The following is a 17,957-nucleotide window of genomic DNA, read 5'->3' as shown; positions in this document are numbered from 1 at the left end:
CTCTCCATATCCGGTGGTTGAAGCCGCTATGATATTGAGTTTTGCACCTGCCTTTTCATATTTTTCATAGATGGATAGCAGTTCTTTTATTGCATGTCTTTTTTGAATTCATAACTAGCATTGTACCAGCTTATTCAATTAAATTGTGAATAAATAATTCAGGCCATATTTTTTCTGTATTCTCCCGGAGAAACTCCGCACATGGCTTTAAATGTCTTCATAAAATGTTTTTCATTCTCATATCCTACCATCCGGCTTATCTCCAATATCTTGTAATCGGTGCGGGCAAGCAGTTCTTTGGCTTTATCTATGCGGATTTCCTTCAGATAATTTACAAAATTACTGCCTGTATACTGCTTAAAGGAATATGAAAACAGTGAGTAATTCATTGAGACATAATTTGAAACTACTGCCATGTTCAGATCGCTTCTGTAATTCTCTTTTACATAATCCTGTGCAAGTAGTATTTTCTGTCTGATATTGGTGTCATCAGGCCTATTGCCAAGCCGTGTACTAAGGTCCAGTAACCACTCCATAAAACAGGTCTGATAGTCGGTTAAATTCTCAAAATCATTGAGCGTTTTAAGCTTTTCTACCATAACTGCGTCATTGTCAGTAATGTACTCTCTATAGATATCAGGTATCTGAGATATACTTTCCCCTATTTCATTTGAAAATTCGTCTGCATCGAGCTGGCGGTCTTTAAAAGCCTTGAAGATTTTTTTCCATTTATCTATGGCATCATCAGTCTTATCTGTTCCTATGATCTGAAGTCTTTTGGTTCGCTCGGTATCAGATAATAATTCTCTGCTTTTTTCCTTGAGATTATCGTTAACAGCACTCCATTCATCCTTGCCATAGATGCAGGTTTTGTCACTGATAAAGGATAATTTTCGCATGGAAATTGCTTCTTTATAGGCATCCCTAAGTTCTATCAGTCCCTTATGTAGTCCACCTATCCCTACACATTTCTCATACATTTCGTTTTCAATAAAATCATTAACATATTTGTCCTTTAGTATGATCACACAGCCATTTTCATCCGGAGACAGCACCATGCCTTCATATTGTTCTGTGTCCGGCTCGCTGTTACAAATGCATATCCTATACTCATCATCAAAGAAAATAGGCTCACATTTACTGATGATAATATTTCTCATGGATTCATCCATGGCTTTATTATCGATCAATTCTCTTATATGACGTATCCCAAGCTCTTTTTCAGTGATATCTTCATATTTCATCTGTTCCAGTTCTTCATTTAATTTCTTAAGAACTTCTGCGATTTTTTCTCTCTCGACAGGTTTTAACAGATATTCTTTTACTCCGTTTCTTAACATTTCAACTGCATAGGTGAAATCATCATAACCGCTTATCGCTACAATGAGAGGTTTATCCTCCATTTCATTGACACGTCTTACCAGTTCTATTCCGTCCATCTTCTGCATTCTTATGTCAGTAAGCATTACATCGATATGTCTTTCCGCCAGAAGATTCAGTGCATCTATTCCGTTTGAGCAGTCAATTATAGTATCAACAGGCACACCACTTCTCTGAACCATCGCTTTTATGCCCTGTCTGATCATTTTTTCATCTTCTACAATAAGTAATGTCTCCATTATGTAATACTCTTTCTGTTTGATGATTTTCTTGGAAGAACCATTGAAACCTTAGTGAATTTGAAGGATTCTGAATATACACTGAGTCCGTATTCATCTCCATAGAACAACTTTATTCTGTCTTCCACATTTTTAAGTCCGATTCCGTTTCCGCTTCCTCCGGTCTCTTCTATTTCGCCGTGAATATGACGCATCAGATTATCAAGCGTATTTTTATCCATTCCTCTGCCGGAATCAGTTATTTCAATTTTAAAATTGTTATCCTCTTCCCATGCCTTGATATAAACTGTCGTGTCTTCAGCAACCGGCTCTATTCCATGCAATACAGCATTCTCAACTATAGGCTGCAGAGACATCTTAAGAATCTCCTGATCCATAAGTTCCTCGGGAATATTGAAGGATAAGATTACTTCGAAATCATATCTGAGATTTATCAAAAGAACATAGTTTTTAATGTACTCCAGCTCCTCACTTAGCCTCACATTTCCCAAAGCGGACTTTATGCTGTATCTCATAAGTTTTCCAAGGGATGTTATGGCATCTGATATCTCATATTTTTCATCAATTTCAGCCATCATCTTGATTGCTTCAAGGATGTTATAGATAAAGTGAGCATTTATCTGATTCTGTAAAAATCTTATCTCGGAATTTTTTTCAAGAACCTGTTTTTGAAAATTGCGGACCATACGGTCTATGAGCACGGCAGTTAACAGCAGCACAATCGTCATAATGAATACAAACATGTTGCGCCGTCTGTACACAGCCACAATATTGTCTGTTATATCCTGAACAGAATACACAACACCATTCATGGCTTTTACCGGATATCTTCCAATTGTTACGTATTTTCCGCCTTTCTTATAATAGACAATCTGACTTTTGTTATCCTCAAGAGGTGTCTTGAATGCATTTACTATTTTTTGTTCATCTTCATTTGTTTTGCCAAAGATAACATTTCCTTCATAGTCGGTAAAAAAACTCCATTCACCCTCTATATCCTCATAAATTCCAGGAAACATGGATTCCATTGTCATGACAGCCTCAACGTATCCGATGGCTTCCTTGTTATATCCTTCAACCTTAGTCACAAGTGAAGCCAGCTCATTTTTCTGGTCTGATATAAGGGATGAGAATATCGTGTCATAATATCCGAAATGCCAGCCGGTAGGATCCTTTGAGCCAGCCCACTCCAGCTTATGCATTCTTGAATTACTATATAAAATGGGCATCATCTCCTGCACATTATCGGTGACAGAGAATACGCGGACAGAGTATAAAAGCGGATTATTATTTACAAGCCTCTCCAGATCAGCAATCTCTGAATTATAGAATTCCAAAATGGATCTGGTATCTACGTCCACATCGTTGTAGGAATCTGTAAGGATACTTACAAGTCCCTCATCTGAAAGGAAAAATCTTGTGGACATATTTATAGATTCAATATTGGTCTCTATTCGTCCAAGATCCCTTAGAATCTTTGATTCCATGTAGTTGTGACTTTCCTTTATGGCATCGTGTTCAAGATTATAGAAAAGCACCCCGGAAAAAATCGCAATCGGTACAAATGTAAGCGCAAGTATTATGAAAGTGAATTTGCTATTAATCCTGAATAGATTCACAAATTTTATAAGATATTTTTTTATCTTCATAAGGTAATAATGACTTTCTATTGTTTATTCAATCCCAAGCTTCTCTTTGTTGAGCTTAATCTGCCTCGTTTCTTCTTCCACCAGTTTGTCATACCCAAGCTTCTGCCTCTGTTCAAGGTAGTCTTTAAGCACATTGTCGAATTCTATATCTGACCTTGCAAGCAACAGCATAGGAAGTGTTTTACCCCATAAACTTCTTGTGGATGCATATATTCTTCCAAGTTTTGAATCTTCGTTTATATACACCTCGTATTGCCCTACATAAGCGGCATATTGGCATGCCCATTCAGACATCTGCTTTAATGGTTCATCTAGCTCAGTCTGCCATTTCAGCTGCATTACATTATTCTGCAGCATCCAGTAGGTATTATCGGCACCATAGAGCGCGTTGTAGGCTTCTCTGTCTGATGACAGAAGCTCTTTTACTTCCGGCTTTAAGACCGGTTTCCCCTGAATCATGTCATAGGTTTTACCTTCTATTCCAAGATATGTTAGTTTCTGCCCCTTTTCACTCATAAGATAGTCCATAAGTTTTATTGCACGCTCCGGATCTTTGCAGTTCTTTGATATAAATGTAAGAGTCCATCCGGCTATTCCGTTTACCGGTAAAACAGGATCATCACCTTTACTGTTTCTGGGGCCATCCACAGCTATGTAGATTTTGTCAGGATTTTTGTCATAGAGAATCTTTTCCTGATCTGCCATATCCGTCCTCTGATACAGCATGCAAAAATATCTGCCCTCCTCTATCTTTTCACTTGTCTGTGTCCTTTGATCCACAAAAACATCATCCGGAATATACCCTTCACTTGTGAGTTTTCTGAACATCCTGAGCCATGTTAAATATTCAGGATCGGTATATCTGTCATACTTTTTACCGTCTTTTTCATATGGAACAGCCAGAAAACACTGAAGATACTGATCAAAGGATACACATCCATCCGAGTTGAACTCATGGCCTCCGACAGGAATTAAAGGCTTGCCGTCAACCTCGGGAAACATCTCTTTTGCCTTAACCACTGCATTATAGAAATTCTCCGGTGTACTCATATCCGGACTTCCAATAGCTTCATAAATATCCTTTCTCACAAGAAAAGTCGGGTTTGGCGCGATATTGTCATTATTTAAAACATCCTCCGGCGTATAACTGGAATTAGGATAGCCATATATATTGCCGTCGCTTAATGTGTACCAGTCACGAACCTTACTGCTCGTGACATCATAAAAAGACGGATCGTACTTATCAGCCAGTTCATTAAGTGAATACACAAGTCCGCTATCTATCATTTCCTTAATCTGAGGCTCCCACCATCCGACAGTCACAATATCAGGAAGGGTGTTGGAATCTATAAGCGTATTTAATTTGTTGGTTTCGTTTCCGATAGGTGTTATGAAATTCACATCTACACCTGTTTGATCAGTGATCTCTTTTGAAACCATATTTTCGCCCCAGTCTGTCACGAACCATGAGTAATTCACATACCAGTCCATTGTGATAGTATCATCAGTTTTTTCCGGAATTACATTAGACTCAGAACATCCCGAAAGCATCATGGATGACAGTAATAATGCGGCTGAAATTTGTACTAATCTATGTTTCATTTTTGAACTTTATCCTTTCAGGAATACAAATGATTGTGCGTGAATCAATTCTTTTTAACATAATAGTACAGATTACCTACATCTTCTATATGGAGTACCAGGATTTCGAACGATTTTTCCTTATCGGTTTAAAGAAATTACAGAAAAATCCGGAACCCTGTTAAATCCAAGAGTTTCCGGATTATCTGAATTATTGTGTCGGATTCACAACAGTAGATATGTTTTTTATTCCTTTACAGCACCTGCTGAAATACTGCTGATAATGTACCTTGAAAAGAAGCAGAATACCAAAAGAATAGGAATAACTGAAATACTTACAGCCAGATAGGTTGCACCCTGGTTTTTAGCTGCATCTATTGATGCACGAAGTGTTGCCATCATAACAGGAAGTGTGAATTTATCATTTTTATTCAAAATGATCATGGGTAAAAGATAACTGTTCCAGTTTCCAATAAATCCCATAATTCCCATTGTTGCCATTGCGGGAGATATAATAGGCAGAGCTATTCTGTGAAATGTGTAAAGTTCAGGTGCTCCGTCAATTCTCGCAGCCTCAACAAGTGAAGGAGGAAGTGCTGAAAGTATGTACTGTCTTAAGAAAAATACTGTTCCGGGCGCTGCAATAGCAGGAACGATAAGGGGTATATATGAATTTACCAGATGAAGTTTAGTACACAGCTGATAAAAACCTATAAGTGAAAGCTGTCCGGGAATCATCATAAATGTAAGGATTGCTCCGAATATCACCTTGTTACCCTTAAACTTATACATAGCAAGTCCATATGCAGTAATAGCTGAAAAGTATGCACCAAGCAAAGTTGCAGGCACTGCCACGATTACACTGTTAAGCATACCTCTGAACAGATTGAAGTATCCGAACAGTATGTCCCAGTTCTCCTTTAAATGTGTACCCGGTATAAATGTAAATGAACTGGAAATCTCAGCACCGCTTCTTGTTGAGTTGACTATCATCAGAACGAAAGGAAGTAGACATGCTACTGCAAGTATTATAAGTAATACATAAAGAATACCCTTTTTAATTTTAGAGCCCATCTCATTTCTCCTTTCTATTAAATAGTCTTATCTGTAAAACTGATACCGACAGAATAATAAGGAACAAAACATATGCAATTGCAGATGCATAACCTGTCTGTACTGTACCAGAAGTAAATCCAAATTTATAAAGGTACATCATAACTGTCTGAACAGAACCATATGATGCAGATGCAGTTTCTGACATAAGAAATGGCAGATCGAACATCTGAAGTCCTCCGATAAGAGATGTGATCGCAACGTACATCATGATCGGCTTTATAAGAGGAAGAGTTATCTTGCCAAATATTGTCCATCTTCCTGCTCCGTCAATGGCTGCTGCTTCAAAGTAATCCTTTGAAATACCCTGAACACCTGCCATCAGCATGATAAATGAATTACCAAACCACATCCAGGACTGAATAACGGCTATTGTGTGACCTGCTGTAGCATTTGTGCCAAGCCAGTCTATCGGTGAATAACGTGCACCGAACGCTTTGAAAACAGAATTGAGCAGGATATTGAAAGTACCAAATCTCCAGTCAAGAAGTGTCTTAAAAAGGAAAGCTACAGATGTAGCTGCTATAAGATTGGGCAGGTAGTATAACACTCTGAATACCGGCAGTCCTGCCATTTTATACTTAATATCACTAAATACCATCATTAACAGGAATGCTAATCCCAACTGAAGAACGATATTAACAGTCCATATACGAACTGTATTCCATAAAGCTTTCCAGAAAAATTTATCCGTAACTACTCTTATATAGTTGGCTAAACCGATAAAATGCGCATCTCCCATTACCTTAAGATCCGTGAAGCTAAGATAGAGAGTTCGCAGTACAGGATACACACTGAAAATGAGGAAAACTATTACAAATGGAGCCACAAACGCATATCCCCAGTTATTATATGCAGTTAATTTACTGTTTCTTTTTATAGTTTTCATAATACCTCGATTTCGCATTGCTTTTATGAAATTACGATAAGTGCTCTGTTAAATTCAGAGAGAAAGAGCCTATTAAGACAATTTCTCTCTGATTAGGAAGAAAAAATATGTTATCTTGTTACTGTAATTTCAGGATATGTTGATTCAATAGTGTCATAGAAAGTTCCAAGTGCCTCTTCCTTTTCTGCCTGGCCTGTCTTAATGGAACCAATTGCTGCTCCCCATGCATCGCCGATTACCTTGTCGTACTTTGTAACCTTTGAATAATCAATACCTTCAGCCTGCTTAAGCCAGAAGCTATAGAGCTTTTCACCACCATAAATTGAATTTTCGTCGTCCTTGTGCTTATCAAGTGCAGAGATAAGTGATACTGTGTCACCTTCTGATTTCTCAATCCACCAGTCAGCTGTATCTTCATTAAGTGTGCAGAACTTTATGAAATCCCATGCAAGATCTTTTCTCTCTGAAAGTGATGAGATACCGATATAAGTACCACCACCGAAGCCATATGCAGGACCTGAGCATACGCCCCATTTACCTGATGTCTCGCCTACATTGTCTCTCATTGTAAGAACACCCCATGAAGGAAGACCAAATGCGAATACTGTTGTCTTTTCAAGGTCAGCTGTTGCCTCTTCGAAAGCTTCTGCATCCCATACATTTACCGAATCATCTTCATAGTTCTGAATCTCAGCTGTAAGGATCGGAACTTCGCCGCTCATAGCCTGATACCAGGGAGTTGACCACTGGTTTGCATAAGCTGTAAGATCATTCTGATAAAGGTCAATTACAAGATCCATATAATCAAATCTTGCATCTGATACGTTGAGTGCTCCATCTACAACCCATGCACTGTCGCCTGAGAAATAGTTGATCTCTGAATCAGAAGCAAAGATTCTGTAACCTGCATCCTTAAGTGTCTTTGCAGTATCAAGGATTGTGCTATAGTCTGCAAAAAGCTTGCCGATTTCTTCCGGATCATCTGTTCCGAATACTTCAGAAGCGATGTCTCTTCTATAATAGATACCTGCAGGTGTGATCTGATAGGAAATAGCTCTCTGTACACCATCGGCATCCTGTCCTACCTTCCAGACATAATCTACAATCTGTCCTTCGTAATCCTTTGCTCCAAGTTCATCAAGATCAGCAAAAAATCCATTGTCGTAGAAATCCTGAAGCATCTGAGGTTCACCAACGATAATATCAGGTTCTGTCTCCCCACCCATAAGAGCAGTCTGTACTTTTGTAGGATAGTCTGCAGGCTCTATAACCACTGTCTCTACTTCGTTACCTGTTTCTTCTGTATACTTATCTGCGAACTGCTGTAAGTCAGAAGCAAGTGTCCACACAACAAGTTTTTCTCCATTTGATGCAACAGTTTCGCTGCCTTCTGCTTTCTCTTCAGATGAAGACTCACTGCCGCTTGTAGTCTGATCAGAAGTCTTTGTCTCAGAAGTAGAAGCACCGGAACTTCCGCATCCAATCATAGATGCTGCCATTACACCTACAAGTGTAAGGCTCAATAACTTTTTCATTTTCATAAAGAAAACCCTCCTTAAATATAAAGTTCTTCGTTGCCTGTGCTTCATATTATAGGAGGGTGGTTTTTTGTATTAAATTATCCAAATTTTAAAAAGGTGTCATTTTTTTAGTATGAAAAATTTTGGAACTAAAGATCTTTTTCATTTCTTCCCGGAACATTCTGTTATTTTTCAAAATGTAGCTTTTCTTCCTTGAATGACTCTATATGTCCCATATCATTGAAAAGCTCCAGCCTTGGAATAACTGGCTTACCTCTTTCAGCTGAAAACTCAACAATTGAAACAGAACATACTCCATACGGCATGGTAGTTAAAACAAAAGGAAATGGTAGCGACAATATATGTGAAAACATGATAGCACCAGATCCCCCATGTGCAAAAAGTGCAATGGTGTCATCATTTTCCTCTACGCATTTATAGATATTGCCCGTTCTTACAAGTCCATATTTTTCAAGCAATGCATCAAACTCACGGGATATCATTTCATAATATTCCATACAAATATTATTTTTGAAAAATGGATGTTCAGACCACTTGTCATTGTCATCATTTTCGGGTGAATCTGTTAAGACCCTATATGCCAGCGTCCAGGGATGTCCATCATATGGGATTTTATCCTTTTCTGATACCTTTTCCCTATTATCTCCCCAATCTATTTCATGCATAAATTCAAGCACATTTATATCAAGATTGTGATCCTTTGCTGTATACGATGCAGTCTCCTTTGCCCGTCCCATTGGTGAGGAATATATAGTTTTTATCTGTTCATCACTTAATCTCTTTGCTGCACTTTCTGCCTGCTTTTTCCCATTCTCTGTCAGGCAATCATTTTGATAATCAGGTTCTCCATGTCTTACAAATATTAATCTCATTATTTACCGGTCCTTATCTTTAATTGTTCCACATCATTCTGAATTTATGAGCCATACTGCTCCTGCCATCAGATAAGATGAATAAGTTTTGACTGAAAATCTCCCCAGGGTCTTTCTATAAGAAGTCCTGCATGCTTTAAGGTACTTCCACGGAACGTTTTATCTGTCCCCTCTATTCTGTACACCCTCTCATCATCCAGCCCTTCAATCTTAATCCTGCGGCTATGACTGTTGGCCTGATTAAGCACCTGTACAAAAGTGATCAGTGCCTCAGATTTATCTTTGCTTACAACCTCATAACAGTCATAGAAATGATTCTCTCTATAGGAAGCAAGTCTGTAATAATCCCCGTTTCGTATAAGCTCGCTATATTTATGATATGTATCAATCTGGTTTGGAATGGCAGCTTTGTCCTCATCAGAAAGCTTTGTAACGTCAAGCTCATAGCCAAATGTACCTGCAAGTGCAACATTTCCTCTCGTCTCAAATGGTGTCACTCTCCCAACTGTATGATTAGGGCAAACAGACACATGTGCTCCCATGGTTGACAGAGGATAAATCAGCGCTGTGCCTTCCTGAATTGTCAGACGTTCGATTGCATCCGTATCATCAGAACACCATAACTGCGGGCTATAGTACAGCATTCCGGGATCAAATCTGGCACCGCCGCCTGAGCAGTTTTCCAAAAGCAGATCAGGGAAATCTGTGATAAGTCTCTCCTGCATCTCATACATTCCAAGAACATATCTGTGCATAAGCTCGCCCTGTCTGTCCGCATCCAGACATGAACTGCATATATCTGTGAGCTGCCTGTTCATATCCCATTTTACATATTCGATGTTGGCAGATTTTAATATAGAAGCTACGCAGTTGTAGGCATAATCTCTAACCTCAGGTCTTGTCAGATCAAGAACATACTGATTTCGGCTTCTGCAGGGAGTCCTGTCAGGTATAGCAATCGCCCAGTCAGGATGTGCACGGTACAGCTCTGAATCCGGAGATATCATCTCAGGCTCAAACCATATGCCGAACTTAAGACCTATGGCATTTACATCGTCTACCAGTTTTTTCAGACCGCCCTTAAGCTTATTTTCATTTACCTGCCAATCTCCAAGGGATGAGTTATCATCATTTCTATAGCCGAACCAACCATCATCCATGACCAGCATCTCTATTCCGCATTTTTTAGCTGTACGCGCTATATCAAGCAGCTTTTCATTATCAAAATCAAAATAGGTAGCTTCCCAGTTATTTATCAAAACAGGACGAGGTTTTCTAAGATAAGGACTTCTTATAAGGTGATTACGGTAAAGGTCATGATAAGTCCTGGTCATCTGTCCAAGTCCTTTATCTGAATATACCATCACTACTTCCGGTGAGAAGAATTCATCACCTGGTTCAAGCTTAAATCTGAAATTATCCGGATGAATTCCCATTACAACCCGAAGTGAATCAAACTGATTTTTCTCCACCTGTGCCAGGAAATTCCCGGAATAAACAAAATTGAAACCGTAAGCCTCCCCTTTTGACTGGGTAATACCATCTGAAACAAGAGCTATAAACGGATGCTCCTGATGGGAGGACTCTCCCCTTACTGAGCCGCAGCTTTGCTTGCCATAGCCTATTTTTCTATACTCAATATTTCGTTCCCTTGCCCATGATCCATGAAGAACCAGCATCCTGTAATCTTCATCATCCATATCAAGGCACATGGACATAAGCTTATCCAAATATAAAGAATTCTCTGATACATTTTTTATCTTTATACTTCTGGTAATGGCATCAGAATCCTTGAAAATACTATACGAAAGAATGCCCTGAAGTCCGATATTAGTATCTTCTACCTCTATTTCAAGAGTCATGGCATCCTCGTCATCTGCAAATGTCGCGGGAAGCCCTTCGATTTTGGACTTGCCCTTTATAATTCTGTGATTTTTATAAAGAAGCTGAACTCCGTGAGTTCCGTTTTTGTCTTCTATATCTATAGAGCTTTCCCTGAAATCTCCTACATTATTCCCGGAAAACTCAGTAGGAAAAGTATCTAAAAATGCGCTTCTGTCACGGCCGTTAACTGATGGCACCATAGGATTTTCATTGATTCGCATCAGATAGGACAGGTCATCATCAAATAGCTTTGCCCCATAATATGCATGCCCGATAAAGCCTTCTTCATCCACAATACATATAACATAGCTTGTATTTGCGGTATCGATCTTTATGCTTCTACTGTCTTTTAAATAAGTAATATTCATAACCCTCTCTCCTCATCTATAAATATCGTTTTTATCCGACTCAGACCGGTCTGTTGCCAGTACACCCGGCACTGCCTGAGTCTATTCCCATTTTCCTAAGAAAGAACATAGCAACCTAAAGATGAGTATATCACTTTAACGTTTTAAATAATTCAAATATTCAGTTTTTTCGTCCTTTCTTTTTCTGTGCGCATCGTGATGCGTGAACATTAACAGGACACACAAGCCTCACTAAATTCATTACATAAAAATTCCCATCGTCAAGTAACATTTATAAATGTCGCTTGGCGATGGGAATTTTATTTTATATATTAAATATATTTCTAATTTACATTATCCAAAGCAGTATGTAGCGATATAATCTGTATCATCAGGTACTGCTATGCTCAGAGCTTCTGTAGTAAGCTCAGCCTTCTTTCCTTCAGAAATGAGCTGACTCTCAAAATGATATAATGCAATTCCTACATCAATTCTCTGAAGGTCATAGTTCTCATTAACAAAGCCTTTGTCATGCTTTTCAAAGAAGTGAGCCTTATTTCCTTCAATCACTACTCTCCAGGGCTGCTTATTAACTGCAGAGGGTGCAAGTCTTACTGCCTCAAGCGCTTCGTAAAGACCATGCTCCTTAGCATATTCTTCTGTTAATCCTGTATTAAAATCATTTACAAAGAATAACTTGTCAAAATCATAACGACTGTCAGCCTTAACGCCCTTTCTCATAAGAGACTCTTTTACTGACATCTTTGCAGCAGTTTTTCCTAAAGGACTCATGCAGGGCATGAACTCGCCTTCTTCAAGCTTGGAAGCAGCTTCAAATTTCTCTCTTGGCATTGTTCCGCCAATCCATACTGTTCCAAGACCCATTCTATGTGCCTCAATAAGGAGCTTTTCAAAGCTGTATCCATAAGCTTCATCTGCATGAGGCTCTTTCTTTACCATTGCACTTACATAGCACTTCTCTCCTGAAAGAACAGGGCTTGAAAGATTATTTTCCTTCGCATCAAGAAATGCAAATCTTATCTTCACACCGAAAGGATTGGTTACTTCATCAGCAAACTTCTTCATATCGTTGAATGTCTGCTCATCAAGTCCATTTCCATCGAATGTTCTTACGCTTCTTCTTGACTTAACTTCATCTAAAAAATTACCCATAATTATCTCCATTTCACGATTTTAGCCATTCTTGCCAATGATATATCTGGCGAAGCATGCTAATTAGATTCCATTTAATTGTTTGCAATGTATTTGTATTATAATATAACTTGCAAAAAAATCAATACGTTCATTGGAGATATTATTTGGACGTTATTCTGCTTTCTTTAAAAGGCTTTTTGTAATACAGATTGTAGCGGAAAAGATTTTTTCTTCAAAATCATCAAAATCCACAGTAATTCTGCCGTCAGATATATTTGTAACTGTTCCTTCACCATATTTGCCATGCAGAACCCTTGATTCAAGAGGAAATATCTCACTGATCTTTTCAGCTTCTATCTCAGGCTCTTTTTCCTTCTTGGGAACGAAAGTATACACCTTCTGAGTACCTGTCTTCTTTCTGCTCTTCTCGTTTTCAGCGATGATATCAAGTACAAATTCCAGATTCTCATTAGTAAAGAAAACGATCTTGTGTGAAATAGAACATTCAACCGGACTTGGCTGCATTATTCTGTTTCCGTTTCTTATAAATAGAATAGCCTTACTCTTAACATTCTCATACTCATTTATAACAGTATCGAGAAGATCAGCAGATTTCTCTGTTAATATCAAAGCCAGACCTTCTTCGTCAGCTTTTTTTCTGATAGCATTATAATCAGATTCCGTAGCATATAATACGTATCTGTCAAAGACTGTTGTGTGAGCCTGAAGACATGAACGCTTTGGTCCAAACTGCCAAATGGAATTCAAATCAGCATTATCACGCTCAAACCTGTTCAAACCTTTCTCTTCAATAAGGGAACAAACCTCTTCAAATGAGTAAAATCCTGTTTCTGTCATAGTTACTTCCTCTTCTTAAATATTTAATTTGCCCCATCTAAGAAACCAACTCCACAAGGCAATTTACTGTGGATCTGCACATGATTCGACATTAGCCGGTGAAAACCTGACTATTTGCTCTATCAATAACAAGGCTGCTTGGAATCTAATTCCAGGCAGCTCGATTATTTTAATAAAAAAGTCATCCATAGTCTATATGAAATCTAGCCAAAAAAAATTAAGTCTGAATTTGCCAAATAGTACAAATTTCATGCGGTTCCAGTCATAAAATTTCAAAGAGGAAAGCTATATATGAAAAGATTTTTCGGCGATTAACACTTTTGCAATTTAATTGTTGACAATCTTTAATCCATGTGCGATGATTACATCATCAAAACCGCAAACCCATAGCTAGTGTAAAGCAGGTTATGGAAACTATGAAACGTCCTAAACCCTCGCAAGCGGTAGCCCTTAGGACCATAATTGGAGGATATTTTAATGGAATACATTTTCACAGAAGAGAATTTTGAAAGCGAAGTTATAAATAGTGACATTCCCGTACTTGTAGATTTTTATGCAGACTGGTGTGGTCCTTGCAAAATGATGATGCCTATAGTAGAAAGTCTTGCTGAAAAGTATGATGGCAAGGTTAAGGTAGGTAAGTTAAATTCAGACGATAACAGTGCTATCGCAGCAAAGTACAATATCATGTCAATTCCTAACTTCCTTGTCTTTAAAGACGGTAATGTTGTAAATAACATTACAGGAGCAGTTCCCGCTGCTACACTTGCAAAAGCACTTGACGATACCCTTTAAATAGCTTGAAGCCTCAGATATTTTGTCTGAGGCTTCTATATTTTTAAAGACACACAAGATTACGACTTCTTACAGGTAAAGTAGAAATAGCCCTCAAGAATCATTCCTTATTGTCTGCTCTAAGCATTCTATAGCCGATCCCAACATGAGTCTGAATATATGATACGGAATCATTTTCATCCTCCAGTTTTTTGCGCAGAGTTGCCATAAAAACGCGGAGAGAAGCTACATTGCTGTCCCAGGCACTTCCCCATATTTTCTGAGTTATATATTTGTGGGTCAGAACCTTTCCTGTATTTTTTGCCAAAAGACAAAGAAGTTTATATTCAATTGGCGTAAGCTTTAATTCCTCGCCGTTCTTATAAGCACATCCGGCAGCAAAATCTATCTCCAGCTTACCGTTTTCATACACTGAACTTTCTGACATGCCATTATCTGAAAGAAGAAGAGCAAGTCTTCTCTGCATTACACGCAGTCTCGCCAGAAGTTCCTCCACAGAAAAGGGCTTTGTGAGATAATCATCCGCCCCTGCGTCCAGAGCTTCTATCTTATCTTCATCCTCACTCCTTGCGCTGATTACGATTATCGGCATATTAGACCATTCTCTTATGCGTTTTATCACCTCAATCCCATCCACATCCGGAAGACCAAGATCAAGGAAAACCACATCCGGTCCATTGGTAGAAGCCTGTAAAATAGCCTCCTCCCCGTTCTTTGCAAGCAGATATTTATAATCATGTGTCTTAAGTGTCGTGGCTATCAGATTTCTGATGGGCGGATCATCTTCAACTACCAAAACCTGAAATTTATTCATCTATATATATGTCTCCTTTTTTCAGATAAAAAGTTATTATACACCCGGAAGGAATATTATCGAGTATTTCAATTTTTCCTCCATGAGCCTCCACAACCGATTTACATAGGGCAAGTCCAAGTCCCATGCTTCGCTTTCCATCTGCAACCTTATTAGGTCCCGTGTAAAACATATCAAAAGCATGCTCCTTCATATTTTCATCCATACCGGGACCATTATCCGAAACACTCAGATATACCAGATCATTTTGCACCCCGTAAGATATCTTTATCTCAGATCCTTTCTGAGTATATTTGATCGCATTATTAACAAGATTGATAATGACCTGGGTTATAAGCTTTGCGTCCATATCTGCAACCACCAGATCATCAGAGCGGACTACCTTTACCACATGCTCATCCTTATTCCGGTCAATATGCTTTACGGCCTCATCAACCACATCATCCAGGACCTCCAGCGACTTACTTATCTGCATCTCGCCATTTTCAAATCGTGTTACAGACAACAGATTCTCCACCAGCTGTATAAGCCACTCAGAGTCATCATATATATCTGAAAAAATCTGTTCTCTTGTCTCATCATCAAGGACTTTGTAATGGCTGCATAGATTGCTTGCATTTCCTGAAATAGAAGTAAGCGGTGTACGCAGGTCATGTGATATTGTCCTTAGGATATTGGCTCTTAGCTTCTCATTTTGAGCAACTATAGATGCCTCTTCCTTAGCCTTCTCATTATCAAGATTTTCCAGCGCTAGTGAACACTCTCCCAGAATTGACAGCAAAATACTGTACTCAAAAGAATTAAGCACTTTCTTTTCCACTCTTATTCCCATGATACCAAAAATAGTTCCGTTTATCCTTATGGCCAGATACAAGCACTTCGCCCTGGGGAAGACCTTGGTTGTAGCTCCTGCTCTCTTTTTATTCTCAAGTACCCATCTTACAACATCATCTTCTTCGTGGTCCGTATAAAGCGTCCGAGCACCGTCTTTGTCGTGTGCATATATGTATCCATCGCCCAGTGCACCATCCTCGACTGAGTAAATAATTACATCCTTATCAAGAAGCAGAATTACCTGATTTGCCATTACATTCAGGATTTCCTCAGCGGTTCTCTTCTTTTGCAGAAGCTGGTTCGTATCAAACAGTACCTTTGTGTGATACGCTGATTTAGCGGATTCTCTGGCGATATCCTTTAGTCTGTATGCCAGTGACCCTGTGAGCAGTGCGGCTATCATCATAATAATGAATGTGAATGAATACCCCGGTTCAAATACATGAAAAGTAAGACGTGGCTCTGTAAAGAAGAAATTAAACAGCATAACGCTTCCAAAAGAGCTTATAAGACTGCAAAAATGACTCTGTGTAAGGATTGCATTAAGAAGTGTCCCTAAAATATAAACCGTTATTATGTTTGATTCAGTAAATCCCAGCATACTAAAACAAATACCTACCACTGTCATACTGATAAGTATTACAACAGTAATAAGCAGATCCTTCCATGTGGGAATAATCTGCTCTGCAAATCTACTGTTTCTCTCTATTTTATTATTAGTTTTAGAATCAGGAATGATGTAAATATCTATATTTGGTGCTATGGAAATCAGCTGCTCAGTCACAGTCTGTTTTTCCCAAAAATGATATCTTTTTGTATTACTTCTACCGATAACTATTTTGGTAACACCTGAAACCCTTGCAAATTCAGCGATCGCGAAAGGTATGTTCTCAGCAACCACTGTTGTTATGGCTGCCCCTTTATCCTCGGCATAACGAATATTGCTCTGGAGCCTTGCCTTATCTTCTGCAGGAATATTATCCTCCTGCGATTTTGCAACATACAGAGCGGTAAAGCTGGCATGAAAAGCCTTGGCCAGCTCAGCGGCCTCTTCAATAATTTTCCGGTTCGTGGGTGACGAAGAAATACACACCAGAACATGCTCAGAGATATTAGTATTTTCAAGGCTGGTCTCGAAGGTCATGTACGCTTCCTTCCTTTGCGTTTTTCTCATTCTCTCTCTTGTTTTCTTTAATAAAGATAACTATTTTATTCACAATAAAATAGCCTGCAAGCACAAATAAGATAAGTACCAATAATAATACTATATTCAACATAAATATACCCTCTTTTGATGTCATAATGAAAACATTTTCGCTTATCATTATGACTGTCCATATTTATCAGCTGCCTTCATTAGATATGAAAACACTTCTGTATTGCCTTATGTTCACCCAGTACCAGTAATGTCTGACCTTCCCTTATTATTTCATCCGGTGAAAAATTAAGATTCATATCACCGTTTTCCTTGATAGCCATAATGTTGATGCCGAATTTCTGACGTAAATCCAATTCTCTTACGCTTTTCCCTATCCAGTCTTTTGGTAGCTTCACCTCAAAAATGGCATGACTATCATCAAGTTTCACGTAATCAAGTATATGCTTGGCTGTGTATCTTATAGCGGTCCAGATGGCTATCTCCTTTTCAGGATTAACCACTTCATCTGCACCGTTTCGCAGTAAAAACTTCGCCTGAACCTCTCTGTTTGCGCGGGATACTACCTTCTTTCCACCAAGCTCCTTTAATAATGAAGTAGTTTCCAGCGAGTTCTGAAAGTCATTTCCTATTGTCTCAATACATACGTCAAAATTGTTTATACCTATAGATGCCAAAAAGTTCGCATTTGTGCTGTCTCCAATGAGAGCATTTGTCACATAGGGCAAAACTTCATTAATACGTTCCTCATTCTTGTCTATTGCCATAACCTGATGACCAAGCTCATGTATCTGCTTTGCGATCATCATTCCAAAATTTCCAACTCCGATTAATAAAATAGATTTCATAT

15 protein-coding genes are annotated in these 17,957 nt (G+C 38.6%); 1 reads left to right on the top strand and 14 read right to left on the bottom strand.

Annotated elements, in window-relative coordinates; translation table 11 throughout:
• Positions 1–158 precede the first annotated feature (158 nt).
• The 10 genes from G622_RS0114840 to G622_RS0114795 form a co-directional block, all read right to left on the bottom strand.
• Positions 159–1,619, bottom strand: coding sequence for a response regulator transcription factor (locus G622_RS0114840; RefSeq protein ID WP_026511353.1), 1,461 nt, complete (start codon positions 1,617–1,619; stop codon positions 159–161).
• Positions 1,619–3,268: a sensor histidine kinase gene (locus tag G622_RS0114835; RefSeq protein WP_026511352.1), complete on the bottom strand. Its 1,650-nt coding sequence runs from the start codon at positions 3,266–3,268 to the stop codon at positions 1,619–1,621. The genes G622_RS0114840 and G622_RS0114835 overlap by 1 nt, the downstream gene beginning before the upstream one ends.
• Before the next feature lie 24 nt (positions 3,269–3,292).
• Complete coding sequence (locus tag G622_RS0114830) at positions 3,293–4,870, bottom strand: extracellular solute-binding protein (protein WP_026511351.1); 1,578 nt, start codon at positions 4,868–4,870, stop codon at positions 3,293–3,295.
• 225 nt (positions 4,871–5,095) lie between these two features.
• On the bottom strand, positions 5,096–5,923 hold the full coding sequence (locus G622_RS0114825; RefSeq protein ID WP_026511350.1) for a carbohydrate ABC transporter permease: 828 nt from the start codon (positions 5,921–5,923) through the stop codon (positions 5,096–5,098).
• A 1-nt stretch (position 5,924) separates the two neighbouring features.
• On the bottom strand, positions 5,925–6,851 hold the full coding sequence (locus tag G622_RS0114820) for a carbohydrate ABC transporter permease (RefSeq protein ID WP_049945890.1): 927 nt from the start codon (positions 6,849–6,851) through the stop codon (positions 5,925–5,927).
• Positions 6,852–6,961: 110 nt separating this feature from the next.
• Positions 6,962–8,392 carry an extracellular solute-binding protein gene (locus G622_RS0114815; protein WP_026511348.1) on the bottom strand — a complete coding sequence of 477 codons (1,431 nt, stop codon included), beginning with the start codon at positions 8,390–8,392 and terminating at the stop codon, positions 6,962–6,964.
• A gap of 164 nt (positions 8,393–8,556) precedes the next feature.
• Entirely contained in the window at positions 8,557–9,264 is a 708-nt protein-coding gene (locus tag G622_RS0114810) for a histidine phosphatase family protein (protein ID WP_026511347.1), read from the bottom strand.
• 68 nt (positions 9,265–9,332) lie between these two features.
• Positions 9,333–11,516: an alpha-galactosidase gene (locus G622_RS0114805; RefSeq protein WP_026511346.1), complete on the bottom strand. Its 2,184-nt coding sequence runs from the start codon at positions 11,514–11,516 to the stop codon at positions 9,333–9,335.
• Positions 11,517–11,849: 333 nt separating this feature from the next.
• The gene (locus G622_RS0114800; RefSeq protein ID WP_026511345.1) at positions 11,850–12,668 is read right to left on the bottom strand and encodes a nitroreductase family protein; all 819 of its coding nucleotides are present in this window, start codon (positions 12,666–12,668) and stop codon (positions 11,850–11,852) included.
• 153 nt (positions 12,669–12,821) lie between these two features.
• Positions 12,822–13,508 carry a hypothetical protein gene (locus G622_RS0114795; protein WP_026511344.1) on the bottom strand — a complete coding sequence of 229 codons (687 nt, stop codon included), beginning with the start codon at positions 13,506–13,508 and terminating at the stop codon, positions 12,822–12,824.
• Between the two features lie 477 nt (positions 13,509–13,985).
• Between G622_RS0114795 and trxA the strand changes: the two genes are divergently transcribed.
• Positions 13,986–14,303: a thioredoxin gene (gene trxA / locus G622_RS0114790; RefSeq protein ID WP_026511343.1), complete on the top strand. Its 318-nt coding sequence runs from the start codon at positions 13,986–13,988 to the stop codon at positions 14,301–14,303.
• Between the two features lie 100 nt (positions 14,304–14,403).
• Here trxA and G622_RS0114785 read toward each other — a convergent pair whose 3' ends face one another.
• The 4 genes from G622_RS0114785 to G622_RS0114775 form a co-directional block, all read right to left on the bottom strand.
• Positions 14,404–15,117: a response regulator transcription factor gene (locus G622_RS0114785; RefSeq protein ID WP_026511342.1), complete on the bottom strand. Its 714-nt coding sequence runs from the start codon at positions 15,115–15,117 to the stop codon at positions 14,404–14,406.
• A complete protein-coding gene (locus tag G622_RS23120; protein WP_081675346.1) occupies positions 15,110–17,125 on the bottom strand; it encodes an ATP-binding protein in 2,016 nt (671 codons plus the stop codon). The genes G622_RS0114785 and G622_RS23120 overlap by 8 nt, the downstream gene beginning before the upstream one ends.
• Positions 17,073–17,228, bottom strand: a complete 156-nt coding sequence (locus G622_RS25880) for a hypothetical protein (RefSeq protein ID WP_155831517.1) — start codon at positions 17,226–17,228, stop codon at positions 17,073–17,075. Before G622_RS25880 ends, G622_RS23120 begins: the two co-directional genes overlap by 53 nt.
• 79 nt (positions 17,229–17,307) lie before the next feature.
• Positions 17,308–17,955, bottom strand: coding sequence for a potassium channel family protein (locus G622_RS0114775; protein ID WP_026511341.1), 648 nt, complete (start codon positions 17,953–17,955; stop codon positions 17,308–17,310).
• Positions 17,956–17,957: the final 2 nt, after the last annotated feature.

Source organism: Butyrivibrio sp. LC3010, from assembly GCF_000424385.1.
GTDB lineage: Bacteria > Bacillota > Clostridia > Lachnospirales > Lachnospiraceae > Butyrivibrio.
The sequence above is the reverse complement of the archived record's forward strand: the minus strand, read 5'-3'. Positions and strand labels throughout refer to the sequence as shown.

Bases quoted from the DNA above. Each gene is read 5' to 3' on its own strand.
- G622_RS0114830 (WP_026511351.1), bottom strand. From the start codon at position 4,870: ATGAAACATAGATTAGTACAAATTTCAGCCGCATTATTACTGTCATCC.
- G622_RS0114835 (WP_026511352.1), bottom strand. From the start codon at position 3,268: ATGAAGATAAAAAAATATCTTATAAAATTTGTGAATCTATTCAGGATT.
- G622_RS23120 (WP_081675346.1), bottom strand. From the start codon at position 17,125: ATGAGAAAAACGCAAAGGAAGGAAGCGTACATGACCTTCGAGACCAGC.
- trxA (WP_026511343.1), top strand. From the start codon at position 13,986: ATGGAATACATTTTCACAGAAGAGAATTTTGAAAGCGAAGTTATAAAT.
- G622_RS0114840 (WP_026511353.1), bottom strand. From the start codon at position 1,619: ATGGAGACATTACTTATTGTAGAAGATGAAAAAATGATCAGACAGGGC.
- G622_RS0114825 (WP_026511350.1), bottom strand. From the start codon at position 5,923: ATGGGCTCTAAAATTAAAAAGGGTATTCTTTATGTATTACTTATAATA.
- G622_RS0114785 (WP_026511342.1), bottom strand. From the start codon at position 15,117: ATGAATAAATTTCAGGTTTTGGTAGTTGAAGATGATCCGCCCATCAGA.
- G622_RS0114795 (WP_026511344.1), bottom strand. From the start codon at position 13,508: ATGACAGAAACAGGATTTTACTCATTTGAAGAGGTTTGTTCCCTTATT.
- G622_RS25880 (WP_155831517.1), bottom strand. From the start codon at position 17,228: ATGTTGAATATAGTATTATTATTGGTACTTATCTTATTTGTGCTTGCA.
- G622_RS0114820 (WP_049945890.1), bottom strand. From the start codon at position 6,851: ATGAAAACTATAAAAAGAAACAGTAAATTAACTGCATATAATAACTGG.
- G622_RS0114800 (WP_026511345.1), bottom strand. From the start codon at position 12,668: ATGGGTAATTTTTTAGATGAAGTTAAGTCAAGAAGAAGCGTAAGAACA.
- G622_RS0114815 (WP_026511348.1), bottom strand. From the start codon at position 8,392: ATGAAAATGAAAAAGTTATTGAGCCTTACACTTGTAGGTGTAATGGCA.
- G622_RS0114775 (WP_026511341.1), bottom strand. From the start codon at position 17,955: ATGAAATCTATTTTATTAATCGGAGTTGGAAATTTTGGAATGATGATC.
- G622_RS0114805 (WP_026511346.1), bottom strand. From the start codon at position 11,516: ATGAATATTACTTATTTAAAAGACAGTAGAAGCATAAAGATCGATACC.
- G622_RS0114810 (WP_026511347.1), bottom strand. From the start codon at position 9,264: ATGAGATTAATATTTGTAAGACATGGAGAACCTGATTATCAAAATGAT.